22 protein-coding genes are annotated in these 18,675 nt (G+C 68.3%); 10 read left to right on the top strand and 12 right to left on the bottom strand.

All coding sequences use genetic code 11. The features are described 5' to 3' along the window. Positions 1–287 precede the first annotated feature (287 nt). The gene (parE, locus tag CR165_RS15600; RefSeq protein WP_109517871.1) at positions 288–2,261 is read left to right on the top strand and encodes a DNA topoisomerase IV subunit B; all 1,974 of its coding nucleotides are present in this window, start codon (positions 288–290) and stop codon (positions 2,259–2,261) included. A 264-nt stretch (positions 2,262–2,525) separates the two neighbouring features. Next, positions 2,526–3,191, top strand: coding sequence for a hypothetical protein (locus CR165_RS15595; protein ID WP_099095918.1), 666 nt, complete (start codon positions 2,526–2,528; stop codon positions 3,189–3,191). A gap of 263 nt (positions 3,192–3,454) precedes the next feature. Here the strand turns inward: CR165_RS15595 and CR165_RS15590 are convergent, their stop codons facing one another. Further along, positions 3,455–3,688, bottom strand: coding sequence for a hypothetical protein (locus CR165_RS15590; RefSeq protein WP_099095917.1), 234 nt, complete (start codon positions 3,686–3,688; stop codon positions 3,455–3,457). A gap of 112 nt (positions 3,689–3,800) precedes the next feature. Here CR165_RS15590 and CR165_RS24570 point away from each other — a divergent pair, with 112 nt between their 5' ends. Continuing rightward, positions 3,801–4,121 (top strand): hypothetical protein, encoded by a 321-nt coding sequence (locus CR165_RS24570; protein ID WP_141563148.1) that lies wholly within the window; start codon positions 3,801–3,803, stop codon positions 4,119–4,121. A gap of 444 nt (positions 4,122–4,565) precedes the next feature. Here CR165_RS24570 and CR165_RS15575 read toward each other — a convergent pair whose 3' ends face one another. Continuing rightward, on the bottom strand, positions 4,566–4,928 hold the full coding sequence (locus CR165_RS15575; protein ID WP_099095914.1) for a hypothetical protein: 363 nt from the start codon (positions 4,926–4,928) through the stop codon (positions 4,566–4,568). A gap of 200 nt (positions 4,929–5,128) precedes the next feature. Here CR165_RS15575 and CR165_RS25690 point away from each other — a divergent pair, with 200 nt between their 5' ends. Then, the gene (locus tag CR165_RS25690; protein ID WP_232477424.1) at positions 5,129–5,407 is read left to right on the top strand and encodes an SOS response-associated peptidase; all 279 of its coding nucleotides are present in this window, start codon (positions 5,129–5,131) and stop codon (positions 5,405–5,407) included. A gap of 127 nt (positions 5,408–5,534) precedes the next feature. Here the strand turns inward: CR165_RS25690 and CR165_RS15560 are convergent, their stop codons facing one another. Further along, a complete protein-coding gene (locus tag CR165_RS15560) occupies positions 5,535–6,140 on the bottom strand; it encodes a hypothetical protein (protein ID WP_099095913.1) in 606 nt (201 codons plus the stop codon). Continuing rightward, positions 6,137–6,331 carry a hypothetical protein gene (locus CR165_RS24565; protein WP_141563147.1) on the bottom strand — a complete coding sequence of 65 codons (195 nt, stop codon included), beginning with the start codon at positions 6,329–6,331 and terminating at the stop codon, positions 6,137–6,139. Before CR165_RS24565 ends, CR165_RS15560 begins: the two co-directional genes overlap by 4 nt. A gap of 216 nt (positions 6,332–6,547) precedes the next feature. Between CR165_RS24565 and CR165_RS15555 the strand changes: the two genes are divergently transcribed. The 4 genes from CR165_RS15555 to CR165_RS15540 are packed head-to-tail and all read left to right on the top strand — an operon-like array spanning position 6,548 to position 10,318. Beyond that, positions 6,548–6,970: a PadR family transcriptional regulator gene (locus tag CR165_RS15555; protein ID WP_099095912.1), complete on the top strand. Its 423-nt coding sequence runs from the start codon at positions 6,548–6,550 to the stop codon at positions 6,968–6,970. A 55-nt stretch (positions 6,971–7,025) separates the two neighbouring features. After that, positions 7,026–8,489: an FAD-dependent oxidoreductase gene (locus CR165_RS15550; protein WP_109517870.1), complete on the top strand. Its 1,464-nt coding sequence runs from the start codon at positions 7,026–7,028 to the stop codon at positions 8,487–8,489. Further along, positions 8,486–9,712, top strand: a complete 1,227-nt coding sequence (locus tag CR165_RS15545; RefSeq protein WP_181378192.1) for an MFS transporter — start codon at positions 8,486–8,488, stop codon at positions 9,710–9,712. Before CR165_RS15550 ends, CR165_RS15545 begins: the two co-directional genes overlap by 4 nt. 33 nt (positions 9,713–9,745) lie before the next feature. Then, positions 9,746–10,318: a GNAT family N-acetyltransferase gene (locus CR165_RS15540; protein ID WP_007002444.1), complete on the top strand. Its 573-nt coding sequence runs from the start codon at positions 9,746–9,748 to the stop codon at positions 10,316–10,318. Positions 10,319–10,511: 193 nt separating this feature from the next. On the opposite strand, the gene CR165_RS15535 is transcribed toward CR165_RS15540, so the two are convergent. Continuing rightward, entirely contained in the window at positions 10,512–10,916 is a 405-nt protein-coding gene (locus CR165_RS15535) for a MerR family transcriptional regulator (protein ID WP_007002445.1), read from the bottom strand. A gap of 145 nt (positions 10,917–11,061) precedes the next feature. Between CR165_RS15535 and CR165_RS15530 the strand changes: the two genes are divergently transcribed. Together CR165_RS15530 and CR165_RS26015 are read left to right on the top strand one after the other, a co-directional pair. Further along, positions 11,062–11,382 carry a mercuric transporter MerT family protein gene (locus CR165_RS15530; RefSeq protein WP_007002446.1) on the top strand — a complete coding sequence of 107 codons (321 nt, stop codon included), beginning with the start codon at positions 11,062–11,064 and terminating at the stop codon, positions 11,380–11,382. Positions 11,383–11,389: 7 nt separating this feature from the next. Continuing rightward, the gene (locus CR165_RS26015; protein WP_081798710.1) at positions 11,390–11,623 is read left to right on the top strand and encodes a GDCCVxC domain-containing (seleno)protein; all 234 of its coding nucleotides are present in this window, start codon (positions 11,390–11,392) and stop codon (positions 11,621–11,623) included. 37 nt (positions 11,624–11,660) lie between these two features. Here the strand turns inward: CR165_RS26015 and CR165_RS15520 are convergent, their stop codons facing one another. The 7 genes from CR165_RS15520 to CR165_RS15490 all read right to left on the bottom strand — a co-directional run bounded on the left by CR165_RS15520 (position 11,661) and on the right by CR165_RS15490 (position 18,634). Further along, positions 11,661–12,638: an arsenic resistance protein gene (locus CR165_RS15520; protein WP_007002448.1), complete on the bottom strand. Its 978-nt coding sequence runs from the start codon at positions 12,636–12,638 to the stop codon at positions 11,661–11,663. A 307-nt stretch (positions 12,639–12,945) separates the two neighbouring features. Beyond that, a complete protein-coding gene (locus CR165_RS15515; protein ID WP_007002449.1) occupies positions 12,946–13,584 on the bottom strand; it encodes a cation diffusion facilitator family transporter in 639 nt (212 codons plus the stop codon). A gap of 232 nt (positions 13,585–13,816) precedes the next feature. Beyond that, positions 13,817–14,767, bottom strand: a complete 951-nt coding sequence (locus CR165_RS15510) for an MBL fold metallo-hydrolase (RefSeq protein ID WP_306302903.1) — start codon at positions 14,765–14,767, stop codon at positions 13,817–13,819. A 143-nt stretch (positions 14,768–14,910) separates the two neighbouring features. Beyond that, the gene (locus CR165_RS15505; protein ID WP_007002451.1) at positions 14,911–15,648 is read right to left on the bottom strand and encodes a cytochrome c biogenesis CcdA family protein; all 738 of its coding nucleotides are present in this window, start codon (positions 15,646–15,648) and stop codon (positions 14,911–14,913) included. Positions 15,649–15,661: 13 nt separating this feature from the next. Continuing rightward, on the bottom strand, positions 15,662–16,180 hold the full coding sequence (gene lspA, locus CR165_RS15500; RefSeq protein WP_007002452.1) for a signal peptidase II: 519 nt from the start codon (positions 16,178–16,180) through the stop codon (positions 15,662–15,664). After that, positions 16,173–18,365, bottom strand: a complete 2,193-nt coding sequence (locus CR165_RS15495) for a heavy metal translocating P-type ATPase (protein ID WP_442970744.1) — start codon at positions 18,363–18,365, stop codon at positions 16,173–16,175. The genes lspA and CR165_RS15495 overlap by 8 nt, the downstream gene beginning before the upstream one ends. Before the next feature lie 23 nt (positions 18,366–18,388). After that, positions 18,389–18,634 carry a heavy-metal-associated domain-containing protein gene (locus CR165_RS15490; protein WP_007002454.1) on the bottom strand — a complete coding sequence of 82 codons (246 nt, stop codon included), beginning with the start codon at positions 18,632–18,634 and terminating at the stop codon, positions 18,389–18,391. Positions 18,635–18,675: the final 41 nt, after the last annotated feature.

Here is an 18,675-nt window from a genome sequence, read left to right as displayed (position 1 = left end):
GTCTGTCGGATAGCGGCGCCGCTCGAAGGCTGCCTGGCGGGCACGGTGTTCCTTGGTCCACATCCAGCCCATCTGGGCACACGATGTCCCCTGAACACCTCAACACCCGCATTCTCAAACGGGCACTAAGCACCTGAAACGCCAGGGGGCTGCCGCGCCCCCTGGCTGCCCCGCCCGGCCTGCCCGGCGCGGGGCCAGCCGGCCGCCCCGGCCCGGCAAAACGGAACAGAGGGTTGCGGCCGACCCCCTCCCTTGGCTAGTTTGCCGGCCGAGGGTGTGAACAAGACATGAACGATCTCTTCGGCGGCCGTGGCCCCAAGGCAGCGGCAGGGGCTTCCTATTCGGCCAAGGACATCGAGGTGCTGGAAGGGCTGGAGCCCGTCCGCCGGCGCCCCGGCATGTATATCGGCGGCACCGACGAGAACGCGCTGCACCATCTGGCAGCCGAGGTGCTCGACAACGCCATGGACGAGGCGGTGGCCGGCCATGCCGACCGCATCGAGGTGACGCTGGAGCGGGACAACTGGCTCACCATCCGCGACAACGGGCGCGGCATCCCGACCGACCCGCACCCGAAATTCCCCAAGCTCTCGGCGCTGGAGGTGATCCTCACCACCCTGCATTCGGGCGGCAAGTTCTCCGGCAAGGCCTATGACACCTCGGGCGGCCTGCACGGGGTCGGCTCCTCGGTGGTCAATGCCCTGGCCGAGCGGCTGGAGGTGGAGGTGGCGCGCGACCGCACCCTGTTCACCCAGGCCTATGCGCGTGGCAAGCCGCTCGGCAAGCTGAAGAATGCCGGCGCCGTGCACAACCGGCGCGGCACCACCATCCGCTTCAAGCCGGATCCGGAGATCTTCGGACAGCAGCTCTTCCAGGCGGCGCGGCTGTTCCGGCTCTGCCGCTCCAAGGCCTACCTGTTCCGCGGGGTCGAGATCCGCTGGGCCTGCGACCCGTCCCTGGTGAAGGACGACACGCCGTCCCAGGCCACGCTGCACTTTCCCGGCGGCCTGTCGGACTTCCTGGCCGCGGCGCTGGAGGGGCGCGCGCCCGTCATCCCCGCTCCCTGGGCCGGCGAGGCCACCTTCCCCCAGGGCGCCGGCCGCGCCGAATGGGCGGTGAGTTGGCTGGAGCAGGGCGAGGGCTTCCTGCACACCTATGCCAACACCATCCCGACGCCGCTGGGTGGCACGCACGAGGCCGGGCTGCGCAACGCGCTGGTGAAGGGCCTGCGCGCCTATGGCGAGCTGAAGAAGGAGAAGCGCGCCGCCAGCATCACCGCCGAGGATCTGTTCGGCGGGCTGGCGGGCATGCTCTCGGTCTTCGTGCGCGAGCCGCAGTTCCAGGGCCAGACCAAGGACAGGCTGACCAGCCCCGAGGCCGCCCGCCTCGTCGAGCAGGGCCTGCGCGACCATTTCGACCACTGGCTGGCGGGCGACCCCGCCACCGCCGGCAACCTCCTCACCTGGGCGATCGAGCGCGCCGAGGACCGCATCCGCCGGCGCGAGCAGAAGGACACGCCGCGCAAGAGCGCCACGCGCCGCCTGCGCCTGCCCGGCAAGCTGGCCGACTGCGCGCGCGAGGCCGCCGAGGGCACCGAGCTGTTCCTGGTGGAGGGCGATTCCGCCGGCGGCTCCGCCAAGCAGGCGCGCGACCGCGAGACCCAGGCCGTGCTGCCGCTGCGCGGCAAGATCCTGAACGTGGCCTCCGCCAGCGCCGACAAGCTGCGGCAGAACCAGGAGCTGAAGGACCTCATCGAGGCACTCGGCTGCGGCGCAGGCGAGAAGTTCGACATCGCCCGGCTGCGCTACGGCCGCGTCGTCATCATGACCGATGCCGATGTGGACGGCGCGCACATCGCGGCCCTGCTGATGACCTTCTTCTACAAGGAGCTGCCGGAGCTGGTGCGGCAGGGCCGCGTCTACCTGGCGCAGCCGCCGCTCTACCGCCTCGCCACCGCCGGCAAGACCGTCTACGCGATGGACGATGCCGAGCGCGAGAAGCTGCTGAAGAAGGCCTTCAAGCCCAACCAGAAGGTGGAGGTCAGCCGCTTCAAGGGCCTGGGCGAGATGCCGCCCGCCTCGCTGAAGGAGACCACCATGGACCCGCGCAAGCGCACCCTGCTGCGCGTGGTGCTGCCGCCCGAGGAACGCGCCGCCACCTCCGAGCTGATCGAGGCGCTGATGGGCCGCAAGCCGGAATTGCGCTTCCGCTTCATCCAGGAGAACGCGGCCCGGCTGGAGCTGGAGGCGGTGGACGCCTGAGTATAAGCGCGCACCAAACGGGAGACTCCGGCGCCATTCAGTAGACTGGCGCTCTCCTAACCCGTTGCTTTCATTGACAAAGGGCGCGGAATCCTCGCGCCCTTTTTGCTTGCCGAAACGCGGCGAGACCCTGCGCAAGCAGAGTCACCCGGCGCTGGCCTTCCGCCCAAGGAAAACGACAGGTTTCACCCTGCGCGTGCTGCAACCGGCGCCAGAGTCTCCCGTTTACCTTGCGTTATGGGAAGCAGCTCTGAACCCGGCGCCGTGATCGCCAATGAACTCGACGCCCTGCTCGCCAGCGTCCCCCCGCTGTTCGCCGAGGGCATCTCGACGTTTGCTTATGAAGTGGTCGAGCTCGAGATGGAGCAACTGGCTGCAGCGCGGGCGAAGGCGACGGCGTGGCTTGAGAAGGCACGTATCCGCAACGACGGTAACGATGTGGCATGCATTGCGGCGATTGCGGTCCTGGATGCCCGACAGGCACGAGTTATGGAGGGGCTCCGCACCCTATTGCGGCTGCAAGCGTACCTCGAGCGCAGGCGCGACCACATTGTGCCGCCATCGTCGGTGTCGCCCAAGAGCAAGCCTGACAGCAAGAACAGCCGCGTGCGAGATCGGGTCGCCGCCATCCTTGCAGAAGGCGGCCCGACACACCGGACGGAGCTCCTCAAGGTCGTACTGGCGGACGGTCTCCTGGGTGCGGAGCAACGCCCCATGAATCGACTGGCATCAATTCTGGCCAGCAATGGCCACCTATTCGGCTCCGACTCCAGGGGGACATACTTCCTGTTGAGCCCCGAGCCCGAGGAACAGACCCGGTCGCCTAGTCGTACCGGTCTGTCAGCGGGACGCCGCCCGGCGTTTCCCACGTCGCAACCGGAGCAAGGAGATGATGGCCATGCGAGCGCGTGCGCCGTTTATAATACCTAAGGCGGGCCTTCCCGCCTGAAATCCAGACTGTAGCCGCAGACTGAACGCAAGAAGGCACCCCTACCTGGATCTGACCATCCAGGTAGGGGCACCTCTTGTCTTAGCGCCTAGTCGCACCGTCATCAGAACGTGGCCAGGATCCCTTGGGTTGCACAGATGGCACCGGCAACCCGGTTCCTGAGGTTCTCCGGACAACCTGACGCGCCACCTCAATCATGTGGTGACTGCACCTCGTCCCATCTTCGCTGCCGCAGCCCGGCCCGCTACTCGCGCCAGTACGCCCAGGCGAGCCACAACAGCCCGGCTATTCCGCCCGCCGTCGCCGCCGACCCGGCCACCGTGAACACCACCACGGTCGCGGCCTGCCCCACGGTGGCGCCCGGATCCACGATGCCGTCCAGCCAGCCAGCAGGCATTGGCTCACCGCCGAAGACCAGAATCGCAGCGGCTAGCGCTGACACAGCCGCCATCTTCAGTGTGTAGGTTGCCAGCCCCATCGGTCGCTCCCTTGCCCCTGGCATCGAAACGTCCGGGCAGCATAGGAGGTTCATTGCCGCTTGCCAGGGCTCATGGCACCGGGGCTAGGCTCGGTCCGCAGGAGGACCGCCCATGCCGCCCTACCCAAGTGACCCAGCCATCCAAGCCGAGGCCCGGCGCCTCGCCTCCGAAGACCTGGACCGTGACCTTGGCGCCGTCGCCGAGATGCTGGCCGAGCGTGGCCATCATGGTCCCGATGGCAGGCCATACGCCGCACGCACCGTGGCCAACTTGCTCGACGAGGAACTCGTCCATAGGCGCGAGGACCGACAGCGGGCGCTCAGGGCCGAGGCAGGTGCCGACTTCAACCGCTGGCTTGCCCAGCATGGCCAGGGGTTCGTCGCGGGTGGTGCGGATGCCTTCCTTCAGAAGGCAGCCTCGCCCGAGCGCTGATTTCCTGACCTCCGACGAGGCCCTTGTCTGGCGGCGTGACCATCCCGTCCTGCACGATCTCGTCGCCGGTCGACTGGTCCGCCTGCCAGGTACGAAGCAGGCCGAGCTCCGGGAGGTCCCGGCCACCCTCGCCGCCGCGGTGTGGATGGTGGCGAGCCACCTCACGGCGAGCCGTCGGTGGGTGGCGAGGCCAAAGGACGAGTTTGGCGCCGTGCCACTCGGCGTGGCGGCGAAGGACTGTAGCGGTCTCACGCAGTTGCTGCGGTTGCCGGAGGCGATCTGGCCCGGCTGCACCGCTCCAACCCCGTTATGGCGCCGTTCGAGGTAGGCTTCCCGGGCGCCAGCTTGCTACGGGACAGCGGACGCTTTGCCGCTGTGGAAGTTCACCGCCGCTAACGAGTCGAGACGCTTGCGCCTTCGGCTCCGATGACGAGGGTCACACCCTCAATCAAGCGAGTACATCGTCATCGTATCCCTAGCGGACGCCTTCACCTCCAAGCTTAACCTCGAGCTCGCCACGAAGGAACGAATGACCCGCTTGGCAAACTCCTCATCCTCGAAGCCGTCCCGATAGAGCGCGCCAATCGCGGTCACGGCCATGATGGACTTCGCAGAGGGGCGGGAGACGCCGACGTCTGACATGCGCCATTCAAAGCTTGTCTGCGAGCCGTCTATCGCCGCCTGCAAAGTGGCGTCGTCACCATCCCGCTGCACCACGAAGATCTCGCTCCAAAACTCGTTCGCAGCGGCGAAGGCCCGAGGATACTTGTCCTCGCCCTTCATGAGGGACCCAATCACGTCCAGCATCTACACCTTCCAACGGCTCAGCCCAAGCAATGGAGATGGGGGGCAGCTTTGGCGCTTTCAATGAACACGTGCGCGACGGGCAAGTCTTCACATGGTCCAGTCTGGGCCACCTTCTGCTTCCGGAGGGTACGACCTCGTACTCGGCTCGTGCTCCTCGCTCGCGCCTCTTCAACAGCGTGGGGCAGTGAACCCAGGCATCGGTGACCGATGCGTGCGGTGCGGCCTATCCGGGCGCCGGATCCGCCCGGTTCCCCCTCGACACAATGAGCATGTCGGCATCCGGCAGTGGCCTCTGGAGTTGCTGGGCGACATCCCAGGGCGCCATCCACCTCAAGGCGATGCCGGTGATGCTGACGACACCGGACGAGATAGACACTTGGCTGCAGGCGCCGTGGGGGATCGCCCGCGAGCTGCAGCGACCATTGCCGGACAACGACATGCTCATCGTGAGCAAGGGTAACCGCAAGGATCCGGCCTAGCCTGGCGCGACCTGATTGGCGGGTCGTCTGGCTGGCAAGCGGCGACTGCACCTCCACACCACCCCTCGGTCATCCACGGATTCCGATTCGGCCCGGCTCTCAGGCGAACGCACCTTGAAGGTAGCAGTCAACGCGGCAGGAACAGGCCCTTGATGCAGGCGGAATTGCAGACGGCAATCTGGGTATGGGTCTTCAAGTAAAAGCCTCCGTCCGGGTAGACGGGCTCGCCTTCGGTGAGGAGACCGCGGACGGTGTCGAACGGGCCCGGCTTCTCGCTTCCGGCAGGCAGATCGTAATCCTCCTCCAAGATGGCATGGAGGCGGCGGATCACGGCGCAGTCCAGGTTGCGGAGCAGCTTGTCGTTGGTCGTGCTGCCCCTGACATCCCTATTACGAGGCAGCGCCTGCCCGCTCTTCTCCCGCGTGGCCACCAGACTGTCATAGGCGTTTCTCAGGAGATTGAGGTTCTCGCGGACCAGAAGGTCCAAGCAGTTGCCCAGGTCGATGACGGCACCCAGAACAAAGGGCTTCTTGTAATCGCCACGGGCGACCTTGTCCTCGGCCCACTCCAGTGCGCGTCCGGGATCGCCCTCCCAGAAGTAAACACCGGGGCCGAGCCAATCATAATCTTTCTCACTCCGCAGCAGGTTCACCTCACCTGCAAGGGCCTTCCTGCCCACCTTCTCATCGCAGTCGTGGTAGCCCAATACGAAGGAAGTGGCGTAGCGACTCAACTACGAGCTGCGGTTGGCTTCTTCGACGGCTTCTTCGGCGCCGGGCCACCGTATTCGGGGGCAAGACGACCATCGGCCGTCCGGATGCCCTCGCGGACCAGCGCTTCACGGGCAACGGCACGGGTGGTCGTGTTCACCTCGGTGTACCGCCTCGCCATGATCTCGAAGGTCTTGCGCTGGGCTTCCGTCATCTACCGCTCCTGTTGCCGGATAACCTAGTGCGCCCCAAGGCTTGAAACGACATCCGCGAGGCTTCCCCCGCAGCCCCACTCCGGGCGCAGGCGGTAACGGGCGTGCAAGGTATAGGACTGATTCAGCGGTGTCTCGCGCCATCCCAGGCGCCAGAGTCGCCCATCACTGTCCAATGTAGCCTTGATACCTCGCCCTCCAAGGCATAGGGTTCCGACATGTCGAAGGAACCCACCCTCCGCGCCGTCGCCCGACCTTCCCCGGACTTCACGGACCGGGCCTACTGGGCCGGGACCATCAAGATGGCGCTCAGCCGTTTCTTCGTCCTCCAGGTGCTGCACGACGGCCCGGCGCACGGCTACGACATCGCCCGTGCCGTCGAGCGGACCACCAACGGCTGCTGCTCGCCCTCCGAGGGTGCCCTCTACCCGACGCTGCGCGAGTTCGAGCAGGGCGGCTACCTGACATCCGCTTCGGAAATCGTCTCCGGTCGCGAGCGCAAGGTCTACACGCTGACCGACAGGGGCCGCGACGCCTTCAAGGTCGGCCTGGAGGCATGGATGGACGCCACGGCGGCCCTGACCGAGACCGACCGCGCCGCTGCTGCCCGCGACCAGGCCAAGGGTGCCTGCCGATGCTGACCGTTGGCTTGCCCACATACATCGCCCACCGAGGCATACCCAAGGGGAACGTCAAATGACGTCTTGCTGCTCCGCCACGCCGCGCCCTCAGAACAGGGCCTCTGAGGGCCACGCCGCCCTCGGATCGCTACCTGTCGCCATCATCGGCGGCGGTCCGGTCGGCCTCGCCGCCGCAGCGCATCTGCTGGAGCGTGGCCTCGAGCCGGTCATCCTGGAAGCCGGTCCCTCGGTCGGCACGGCGCCGCTTGCCTGGGGCCACGTCCCCATGTTCTCCCCCTGGCGCTACAACATCGACCGGGCGGCCCAAGCCCTGCTGGAGCGGCACTGCTGGATGGCGCCTGACGCCGATGGCTTCCCGACCGGACGCGAACTCGCCGACGACTACCTGGCGCCGCTCGCCGCGCTGCCGGAGATCGCTGGCCGCCTGCGCCTGAACACGCGGGTGATCGGCGTCGTCCGGCAACGCGTGGGCAAGGTCCGCGACGCCGGGCGCGAGGACCAGCCCTTCGAGGTCAGGTTCCAGGCCGACGGACGCGAGGGCCGCCTCCTCGCTCGCGCCGTCATAGTGGCCACCGGCACCTGGGGCAGTCCCAGCCCGGCCGGTGCCTCCGGTATGCCCGCCGTGGGCGAACGCGAGGCCGCCGAGCGAATCCGCCACGGCATGCCGGACGTGCTGGGCGCCGACCACGGCCGCTACGCGGGCAAGCGCGTCCTCGTCGTCGGGTCGGGCCACTCGGCCGTTGGCACCCTCATCGACCTCGCCCGCCTGGCCGAACAGGCGCCGGGCACGGCTGTCCTGTGGGCGGCCCGCGGCGCCGACCTGACGCGGGCCTACGGCGGTGGCGCCGCCGACCAGCTGCCGGAGCGCGGCGCCCTCGGCCAACGGCTGCGGCGCCTCGTGGAGGCCGGTGCCGTCGAGCTGCTCGCGCCCTTCGCGGTGGATGAGGTTCGCCGGGGCACCGGTGGTTCCCTGCAGGTCAAGGGTCTCGAAGGCAGGACGGTGGCGGCGGACGAGATGGTGGTCGCCACCGGCCTACGGCCCGACCTCGGAATCCTTGGCGAGGTCCGCCTGGACCTGGACCCGGCGCTGGAGTGCCCGCGCGTGCTGGCGCCGCTGATCGATCCCAACCTGCACTCCTGCGGCACCGTCCGGCCGCACGGCGCCTTCGAGCTCCAGCAGCCGGACAGCGGGCTTTTCCTTGCCGGGATGGCCAGCTACGGGCGGGCGCCCACCTTCCTGCTGGCCACCGGCCACGAGCAGGTGCGCTCCATCGCCGCCTTCCTCGCGGGCGACCTCGAGGCCGCGCGCCGTGTCGAGCTCGATCTGCCGGAGACCGGCGTCTGCAGCTCGAGCCGCGTGCTGCCCGGCGCCGCCGACGTGGTGTCCTCTTGCTGCGCTCCCGCGGCACCCCCGGTCGCCTGCTGCTCCTCGCGGCCGGAGCAGGAGCTGGTCAAGGAAACGACGTGCTGCGGGACCAACACCGCGCGGGCGACCGTACCGTCCGAGCCCGCCGAATGAGCCAGGCCACGACACCGGGAAGCGCCCTTGCCGGTGCGGCAGCAGGCCGCAACCGGCTGACGGTCGTCTCGGCCATCGGCGTCGGCCAAATCCTTGCCTGGGGTTCCTCCTACTACCTGCTAGCCGTCCTGGCCGGACCGATTGCCGCGGACACCGGCTGGCCGCTCACCTGGATCATGGGCGCCCTGTCTATTGGCATGCTGGTGTCCGGCTTGGCTTCGCCGCGCATCGGCCACCTGATTCACCGGCACGGCGGCCGCCCCGTGCTCGCCGCCAGCGCCGTCCTGCTCTCCGCGGGCCTGCTGCTGCTCGGGCTGGCGCCGAGCCTGCCGGTGTTCGTAGTCGCCTGGGTGGTGCTCGGGCTGGCCATGGGGGCCGGGCTCTACGACCCGGCATTCTCGACGCTGGGGCGTCTCTGTGGCGAGCAGGCGCGCTCGGCCATCACCCACGTCACCCTGTTCGGCGGCTTCGCCAGCACGGTCTGCTGGCCGCTCAGTGCCTTCCTGGTTGACCACCTGGGCTGGCGCGGCGCCTGCCTGACCTACGCCGCCATCCACCTCGCCGTGGTGCTGCCGCTCTACCTGTTCGGCGTGCCGCGCGAGTTGGCCAAGCCCGCTGCGGCACCCACGGCCGCCAAGGCTGCCGTGGCGCCAGGCCATGTGCAGGCGGGCCAGCGCTACGCCTTCGTCGTGCTGGCAGCGGGGTTCACCCTGGCGGCGGTCATCATGACCGTCATCTCCGTCCACCTGCTGACACTGCTGCAGTCGCAAGGGCTGGCGCTGGCGGCGGCCGTCGCCTTGGGCACGCTGATCGGCCCGGCGCAGGTCGGCGCCCGCGTGCTGGAGATGCTGTTCGGCAAGAAGGCGCATCCCATCTGGAGCCTGGTCGCGTCCGCGGTGCTGGTGGCGGTCGGCCTGGGCATGCTGGTGGGCGCCCCGGGTGTCATGGCGGTGGGCATCGTCATGTACGGCATGGGCAGCGGCATCCGCTCCATCGCCCGCGACACGGTGCCCTTGGCCCTGTTCGGCAAGGAGGGCTACGCCGTGCTGATGGGCCGCATCGCCATGCCGACCCTCATCGCGCAGGCAGCCTCGCCCTTTCTCGGCGCCTGGCTGCTGGACAGCTTCGGCACGCAGGCGACGCTGGCTATCCTGTGCGGGGCAGCGATGCTGAACATCCTGATGGTGCTGGCACTCGTGCCCAATGCGCTCCGGCGTTCCTGACAGTCATCCTCCATCCAAGAAAACGAGGTTCCCGTGCCTGAACTGATCACAACCGCCCTCACCAATCAGCCCGCCGAGGTGACCATCCGGCCTGCCAGAGAGGCCGACATGGACGCTGTTGCCACCATCTATCGGCACCACGTGCTCCATGGCACCGCCACCTTCGAGACAGAGGCACCGACGGCCGAAGATATGCGGCAGCGACGCATCGCCATCACCGAACGCGGGCTGCCCTACCTGGTGGCCGAGGACACCGATTGTCGCGTGCTCGGCTACGCCTACGCGGGCGCTTATCGGCCCAGGCCTGCCTACCGGAATACACTCGAGAACTCGGTCTACATCAGCGAGGAGGCCCGAGGGCGCGGCATCGGCCGCCGCCTGCTCGAGGCCCTCATCCAGGAGTGCGCCGCACTCGGCTACCGGCAGATGGTGGCCGTCATCGGCGACAGCGCGAACGAGGCGTCCATCCGCCTGCACAAGGCGTTCGGATTTCAGCCGATCGGCACCTTGCGCTCGGTTGGCCGCAAGCACGGGCGATGGCTGGATACTGTGCTGATGCAGTTGGCTTTGGGGGACGGTGACGAGACGGCACCCGAGGTGGAGTAAGGGCCTTCCCCCTGACATCCTTCGCCAGCAAACTGGCGAAGGCGGTACTCGGCATGGTGGGAACCAGCCTCCGCATCAGCAAATGCAGATCAGCTTGGCGACGCTGCCGATTTGGCCGCTATGCCCGACGCAATGGCCGCCACGACCACTCACAGCAATCGACTGCTAGCCCATGGCCCTCCTTGCGCTGCGCCTAGGTAGTGGCCGCTGTTCCCGACAAGGTCTCAATCAGTGGGCATGTGGCCTGCTCCCCGGATTGACATTGCTGCACGGCACCATCCAGTACACGCTCCATCGCCTGGAGGTCGGCAATTCGGGAGCGGACATCCGCGAGGTGTGCTGCGGCGATGCCATGGACCTCGGTGCAGGCGCCTGCACCAAGTTCGAGGAGCGCGCCCACCTCGTTCAGGGTGAAGCCAAGCTCCCGCGCGCGCCGCACGAACCTCAGCCGCCTGATGTCCTCCTCACCGAAGAGGCGGTAGCGCCCCCGGCGGGCCGGTATTGGAAGCAAGCCAATCCGCTCGTAATAGCGGATCGTCTCGATGTTGCAGCCCGTCCGCCGCGAGAGTTCACCGATGGCAACGCCGCTCTGCCCCATCCCATGCGCCTCCTCAGAAAGGACTTGAGTCTGTAGTCGCTACAGACGGTAGGTAGGCTGCATAGCTGAGACAAGGAGGCCGACCGTGTCCGACACCCAAGTGAATGCTACCCCGGCACATGGGGCGGTCCAGGAAGCCGGTGCGATGGTGCTGACGACGACGGGCATCGCCGCAGCCTTCGGTGCGGCCTCCTGCTGTGCGCTGCCGATGCTTCTTGGCTCCCTCGGGCTGGGAAGCGCTTGGCTCTTCGGGCTGGCGGTCCTTCTGGGGCCGTACCGCACGATCCTGCTCGCCGCCGCAGCCGCGTGCCTGGCTGGCGGAGCGGTCCTGCTCTGGCGCCAGCGGGCAGCGGTTGCCTGCGAGCCGGGCTCCGCCTGCTCCCCCAACCCAGCCCTCCGGCTTGTCGTTCCGGCAGGTTTGGCGGTCGGGATCATCCTGTTGGTGCTCGGTTATGCGTACGTGTGAGGACCCGATGATCCTGGAGTCGACAATCACCTGCCCGCACTGCGGCACGGCGAGAACCGAGACAATGCCGACCGATGCCTGCCAGTACTTCTATGACTGCACCGGCTGCGGAACGCTGCTCCGGCCCAAGCAGGGCGACTGCTGTGTGTTCTGCTCCTACGGCACGGTGCCGTGCCCGCCTGTCCAGGTGGACGGGAAGGGTTGTTGCCACGCGGAAGATCCGCCGCCAGCGGCTGGCTGACCCTTTCCCCGCGTGGTCGGCAACGGCGGGATGACCGTCACTCCGCAGCAAGGCCGGGGTTGGCGGGCACCAGCCTCGGCACCCAGCGGATGTAGACCAGCATGGCGACGAGTTCGACGAGCGTCTGCGTCACCACCGCGGCAGGCAGCAGCGCACCGGCTTCCGGGATAGCGAAGGCCAGCGGCAGGACGACCAGGGAGTTCCGGGTGCCGCCGCTGAAGGTGACCGCCCTCGCCGCGCCCGCCTCCAGGCCCGCATACCTGGAGATGACGCTACCTACGACCGGCATCAGCGCGGCGAAAGCGACGTAGACCGGCACCAGCATGGCGACGGAGCCTGCCTGGGCCGCCACGTTCGGGGCAACGGCCGCGATGACCACCAACAGCACCACGGCCATCAGGGGAACGGGCAGCCATCCCATGGCGTCCGCGACCGCCTTCCCGGCGCCGAAGCGCGCCGCCCACGCCTGAGTGGCCGCGGCGAGAGCCAGGGGCACGGCGATCAGCCAGACGAAGGCTTCGATGAAGGGACCGGGCTGCATCATCGCCATGGCCCGCTCGCCGATGAACAGGCCGAGGTAGACGGGGAGCAGCAGCATCTGCGCCACCAGCAGCACCGGCGTCGCCGCCAGGATGAGGCGGGCGTCCCCGCGGCCGAGGTGGGTGAACACGACCACGTAGTCGATGCAGGGCGCCAGCAGCACCATCAGGACACCCAGGCGCAGCACCCATTGCTCGCCGGGCAGCATGGAAGCCAGGGCGAACGCCACCAGGGGCGCGGCAACGAAGTTCACCGCCAGCAGCGTCAGCAGGAAGCGCCCGTTGGCCAGGCTCCTTCGCAGGTCCGCCAGCGGCACCTGGAGGAAGGTCACGTACAGCAGGGCCGCGAGGGCGGGGTTGATGACCGCCCCCCACGCCGCGCCGGGCGCGGCGACGGCCGCGATCGCGCCCGCCACGACGGCGGCGAAGTAGATGGCGACTTGGTTCTCTTCCAGGCCGGTGCGGGTGATGGCCAAGTTGTCGGCTCCTCCGTGGTGAGCGGGCAACCGATGTCACGCCGCGGGTGTGGTGACGTGGTTAGGCTCGCCAGCCGCAGCAGGCAGCCCGCTTTGCAAGGACCGGAACGGAAAGGTCTTCCAGGAAGGTGCACCGGCTGGCCGGGCCCCGGCGCAAGCCGCCGTGCCATACCCCAGGAAGCCGCGCCCTCGCTGTGGCGCCTGCCCACCTGCTGCTCCTGCCAAGGGCAGCAACGATGGGCAGCGCCGTTATCATCATGCCTGTTGCATGCACCACCAAGCAGGCAAGCTGATAAGTTGATGGCGGCTATCGGTCGGACTGCTGTTCTCCCTGGCCTGCCTTATCAAGGTCGCTACGAGCATCACGGATGATTGCCCAGGCGGATTGCAGGAACAGCCCGGCGATGACGAACGCCACGGCGAGGTCTGGCCACGCAGTTTCGGTCCACCAGACCAGGCCCGCCGCGACCACCACGGCCAGGTTGCCGATGGCATCGTTGCGACTGAACAGCCAGACGGCCCGGACGTTGGCGTCGCCCTCGCGGTGCGGCATGAGGACCGCTGCGGAGGCCACGTTCACCACCAGCGCGACGGCGCCGAAGAGGCCCATGAGCTCGGCCTCGGGCTGGTTCAGCACCAGCACCCGATAGCCGGTGGTGGCGAGCACGCCCACGCCAAGCACGGCAAGAAACAGGCCCTGAATGAGGGCGGAGCGGGCACGCCAGGCGAGGCTCCAGCCGATCGCCAGCAGGCCAAGGAAGCTGATTAGGCCATCGCCGAGGAAGTCGAGGGCGTCCGCCTTGAGCGCCTGGCTGCCGGAGATGAAGCCGCCGACCATCTCCACCAGGCCATAACCGACATTGAGGCCGACCACGATCCAGAGCGCCCGGCGGTAGGCGGGCGTGATGTGGGCGAGGTCCTTGGGCAGGTCGTCGTCGTCGCTCATCCGATGCTCCCGAGCCAAGACCGTACCGATACGTTCAGGGGGTGCCGGATCTGAAATAGCGGACCGGCGCGGCGCCCATGGCCATCAAGATGTCGCGTGCTACGAGGTGACGGGCGCCTTTCGTACATTGGAAAGACCTCAGCACCGCCACCCAGATGCACGGCCCAAGATGACCGTGAGCTCAATGCTGGGATCGCTGGCCGCTTCGGAGAGGCCGTCCAAAACCGGCCGATCATTCTGCGTCCATCGCCCTGGCAGCGCTCGTTCGAAAGCGGTCAATCGGCAGCTTCAGGTATGAGGTGCCATTCGCTTCCGGCTTCGGCAGACGTCCGCCGCGGAGGTTCACTTGCAATGCAAAGAGCATCATCGCTGGCAGAGGAAGCGTTCGATCACGTTCCTCCCGCAGCCGAACGAACCCGTCCTCTCCGCCGCTGTCCCGTAGGTGAATGTTGGTTGCCCGCTGCTCCGCTACGGTGGACTCCCAACGCGGTTCGCGCCCGCCCGGACGGTAATCGTGGCCGGTGAAGAGGCGTGTCGTCGGTGGCAACGCGAGGATGCTCTGGATGCTGCGGTACAAGGCCCGCGCGTTACCACCAGGGAAGTCGGCTCGTGCCGTGCCCGCATCCGGCATGAAGAGGGTGTCATGCACGAACGCGGCGTCGCCAACGACGTAGGTGACCGAGGCCGCGGTGTGGCCTGGGGAAAAAATCACCCTCACTTCCGAGGCGCCAAGATTGAAGCAGTGACCATCTGCAAACATGTGGTCCCAATAGTCGCGGCCACCGACCTCGAGATCGGGGATGTTATAGATGTCCGACCAGATCGCCTGAACTGCGAGGGTCTGTTCGCCAATGCCTGTTGGCACGCCAAGGCGCTCGCCCAGGTAGGCGACGGCAGAAAGGTGGTCAGCATGCGGGTGGGTGTCGAGCACCCATTCCGGGATCAGTCCGCGCTCCCGGATATGGGTGGCAATCTCGTCGGCTGGCTGGGTCGCAAGGCTGCATGAATTGCGGTCGAAGCTTAACAAGGGATCGATAACCGCGCATTTCTTTGTTTGCGGATCCGCCACGACGTAGGAGACGCTTCCGGTCTGATCATCGTAAAAGCCCCGTACGATCGGCTGAGACGGCATTCTGTTCTCCCTGTTTTTGCGCGGTGTCGCGGAAGCCGCGATGGTGGCCACCTTGGGACACCGAGCACGATGTCTTTCGGCAAGGGCGCACCCGGCGAGGGCCGAGGAGCGCTAAACCCAGCCGGGCGGAGTTGCATGCTTCGCGGTGTGGCTGACGGCGTATTAGGCGCGCTTCTTAGAATCCGCGGCGCCGCTCATCCGATGCTCCCGAGCCAGGGGAAGAGTTGGAGCATCAGGATGGCGAAGTCAGTCAGGTGGCCGGTAATCATTGCCACCCCCATCGCCACCATGATGCCACCCGCCACGATCTGAAGAACGCGCCCGACGCGTCGCAGGCTGCGGAACGGGCCGCGTAGAAAGGCGTCGGCGAAGGCGGCCACCAGCAGGAAGGGCACGCCCAGCCCGGCCGCATAGGCGGCCAGGAGCATGATGCCGAGGTGGCTGATTTCGCTGGTGGCGGTCAGCGCCAGGATGGCGCCCAGCACCGGACCGATGCAGGGCGTCCAGCCGAAGGCAAAGGCCAGCCCGAGCACGTAGGCGGAGAGCGGCGTGCCGCCGCTGAGAGTCGGCATGAAGCGGAGGTCGCGTTGTAACGGCATCAATCGCAGAACACCCGCAGTCATCAGGCCGAACAGGATAACGACCACCCCGCCCACGATCCCAGCCTCGTAGCGGTAGCGCAGCAGGGCTTGGCTCAGCGCCGAGGCGCCCGCGCCCATCGCCACGAAGACGGTCGCGAAGCCCAGGACGAAGCAGAGGCCGAGGCCGACCGTGGCGAGGCGATCCGGCGCGGTGCGCTCGGCGGCGACCGAGCGCCCGGCGACATAAGAGACGTAGCCGGGCACCAGCGGCAGCACGCAGGGCGAGAGGAAGGAAACCATCCCCGCCAGGAAAGCGGTCAGGAGGCCGGACATCTGGAGGAGCGGGTTCACGCCGGTCCCGCCCTCAGGGTCGCGCCACGGAGGTCGGCGCGCCCGCCGGTTCGCGCCGCCCGCTGACGAGGAGCAGGAGCGCAACGCCGACGAAGATCGCGCTGTCGGCGAGGTTGAAGGCGGGCCAGTGGTAGCCAGCCACGTGGAAGTCCAGGAAGTCCGTCACGGCGCCGTGCCGCAGCCGGTCGACGACGTTTCCCAGGGCGCCACCGACGATGAACCCGATCGAAGCCGCCATCCCGGGGCGCCGGTCGCGCGTCGTCCAGACGACGAGGCCTGCGATGACGGCGAGCGCGAGGGAGGACAGGAGCCAGGGCGTCGCGGGGTGGTCCGCCGACAGCAGGCCGAAGCTGACGCCCCGGTTCCATGCCAGCACCAGGTTGAAGAACGGGGTGACGGGGATGACGCGGGGCGGATCCATGAGATGGGCCAGCACCCACCACTTCGTCGCCTGGTCCAGCGCGAAGGCCAGCGCGGCCGTCCCCGCGCCCCAGGTCCAGGCGAGCCGCGCCCTAAGCAGGCCCTCAGCCATGCGCCATGCCCTTGAAGCGGTACCCGAGCAGGCGCATGGCGTTGAGGGTCACCAGCACCGTGGCGCCGGTGTCGGCCAGCACGGCGGGCCAGAGGCCGGTGATGCCGACCACCGTCGTCACCAGGAAGACCGCCTTGAGGCCGAGGGCGATGGCCACGTTCTGGTGGATGTTGGCCAGAGTCGCGCGCGACAGCCCGACCAGGGCGGCCACGTCCACGACACGGCTGTTCAGCAGCGCCGCGTCGGCGGTCTCCAAGGCCACGTCGGTCCCGCCACCCATGGCGATGCCGACCGAGGCGGCGGCGAGCGCGGGCGCGTCGTTGATGCCGTCGCCGACCATGGCCACGGGCGCCTTTGCCTTGAGGGCGCCGATCTCGCGCAGCTTGTCCTCCGGCAGCAGCCCCGCCTTCACCTTGAGGCCGAGCGCTCCGGCGATGGCCTGACCCGTGCGGACGTTGTCGCCGGTCAGCATGACGGCCTCGACGCCGAGGGCGTCGAGCGCCCGGATGCCCGCGGCCGCGTCCGGCCGGGGCTCGTCGCGCACCGCGACCAGGCCAGTGGGCGCGCCGTCCACAGAGACGACGACCACGGTCTTTCCTTGATTCTCCCACTCGGCGACCGTCCGCGTTGCGTCAGCCGTGAGCGGCGCCTGAGCGGCAGCGTAGGTGGGTGAGCCGACCGTCACGCGCTTGCCGGTCACGACGGCTTCGACGGCCTTGCCGGGGATGGCGCGGGACTCCTTGGCCGGGCGGAGCGGGATGCCGTCCGCGTCCGCCCGCTCCAGGATGGCGCGGCCGAGCGGATGGCTGGAGCCGTTCTCCACCGCGGCGGCGAGGCCAAGCATCGTGCGTTCCGAGCCAGACAGGGCGAGGAGGTCGGTCACGCGCGGGCGTCCCTCGGTCAGGGTGCCGGTCTTGTCGAAGGCGACGGCGCGGATCCGGCCGATGGTCTCCAGGGCGCCGCCGCCTTTCACCAGCAGGCCCCGCCGGGTGCCGACGGCGAGGCCGGAGGCGATGGCCGCGGGCGTCGAGAGGACGAGGGCGCAGGGGCAGGCGACCAGCAGCAGCGCCAGGCCGCGGTAGATCCAGGTGTCCCAGTCCGCGCCGACGATAAGCGGCGGCGCGACGACAACCAGGGCCGCCACGGCAACTGCGATCGGCGTGTAGATGGCCGAGAACCGCTCGATGAAGCGGGCGGTCGGCGCCTTGGCGTCCTGCGCCTCCTCCACCAGGCGGATGATGCGGGCGATTGTGTTGTCGGAGGCAGGCTTCGTCACCCGGACCTGGAGCGCACCGGAGGCATTGATGCTGCCCGCGAAGACAGGGGCGCCCTCCGCCTTGGGAACGGGGATAGACTCACCGGTCACCGGGCTCTCGTCGACCTCGGATTCGCCCTCGGCCACATCGCCGTCGGCGGAGACGCGGTCACCCGGGCGGACCAGGACGAGGTCGCCGACCTTGAGGCTGGCGGCGGGCACCTCCCGTGCCGTGCCGTCTTCGATGCGCAGCGCGGTCCTCGGCACCAGGGCGCCGAGCGCCTCGATCCCCGCGCGGGCGCGCCCGGCCGCGATGCCCTCCAGGAGTTCGCCGACAGTGAACAGGAACACCACCACGGCCGCCTCGGAGGTTGCTCCGATGGCGATGGCGCCGACAGTGGCGATCGACATCAGCATCTCGATGCTGAAGGGCGAACCGGCGCGCGCCGCGGCGATGGCCTTCCTGCCGAAAAAGACGAGCCCGATCAGGGCGGCGGGTACGTAGGCCCAGTGGTCCAGCGACGGGACGGCGAGCGAAGCGGCGAACCCGGCCACCATGAGGGCGCCGATCGCCGCGGCAAGCCGCGCCTTCTTCCCCTTCCACCAGGGCTGGCGTGGGCGAACGAGCGGTACGTCGGCGGCGACCGCGCCAGGCTCGCCCGCGACCACCCGCGGCGCCTCGACCGGGGCGACGCCGTAGCCGAGCTTGCGGATCCCCTCCTCGACGGACGAACGCGGGGTCGCCGCCTCGTCCAGCCGGAAGGCCAGGACCTGGCTGTGGTAGTTGACCCGGATGTCCTCGGCCCCGCCGAAGCGGCCAACGGCAGTTTCGATCTTCGAGGCGCAGGACGGGCAGTCCATGCCCTCCACGTGGTATCGCAGGGCCGCCCTGGACTTGGGGGCTAGTTGAGCCGTTCCGCCGTCAGCCATGGCTGTCATCCTGTTCCTGTTGGTTACGCCAGGGCCGCGACACCGTAGCCCAGACCGCGGATCTTCTCCTCGACGGCCGAGCGTGGCGTGGTCGCCTCATTCAGGCGGAACTCCAGGGTCTGCGTCTTGTAGTTGACCTGGATGTCCTCGGCGCCGCCGATCTGCTCGACCGCACCCTCGATCTTCAGGGCGCAGCCGGAGCAATCCATGCCCTCCACCCGGTAACGCAGGTCGACCGATGTTCCTGCTGCCGTGTCACCATTCGCCATCGCTTGCCTCCTTCGCAGGTGGGTCCCCGCTGGTTGCGGGG

Origin of the sequence: Teichococcus aestuarii (assembly GCF_003116135.1) — a bacterium.
Taxonomy (GTDB): Bacteria; Pseudomonadota; Alphaproteobacteria; order Acetobacterales; family Acetobacteraceae; genus Pseudoroseomonas; species Pseudoroseomonas aestuarii.
The sequence above is the reverse complement of the archived record's forward strand: the minus strand, read 5'-3'. Positions and strand labels throughout refer to the sequence as shown.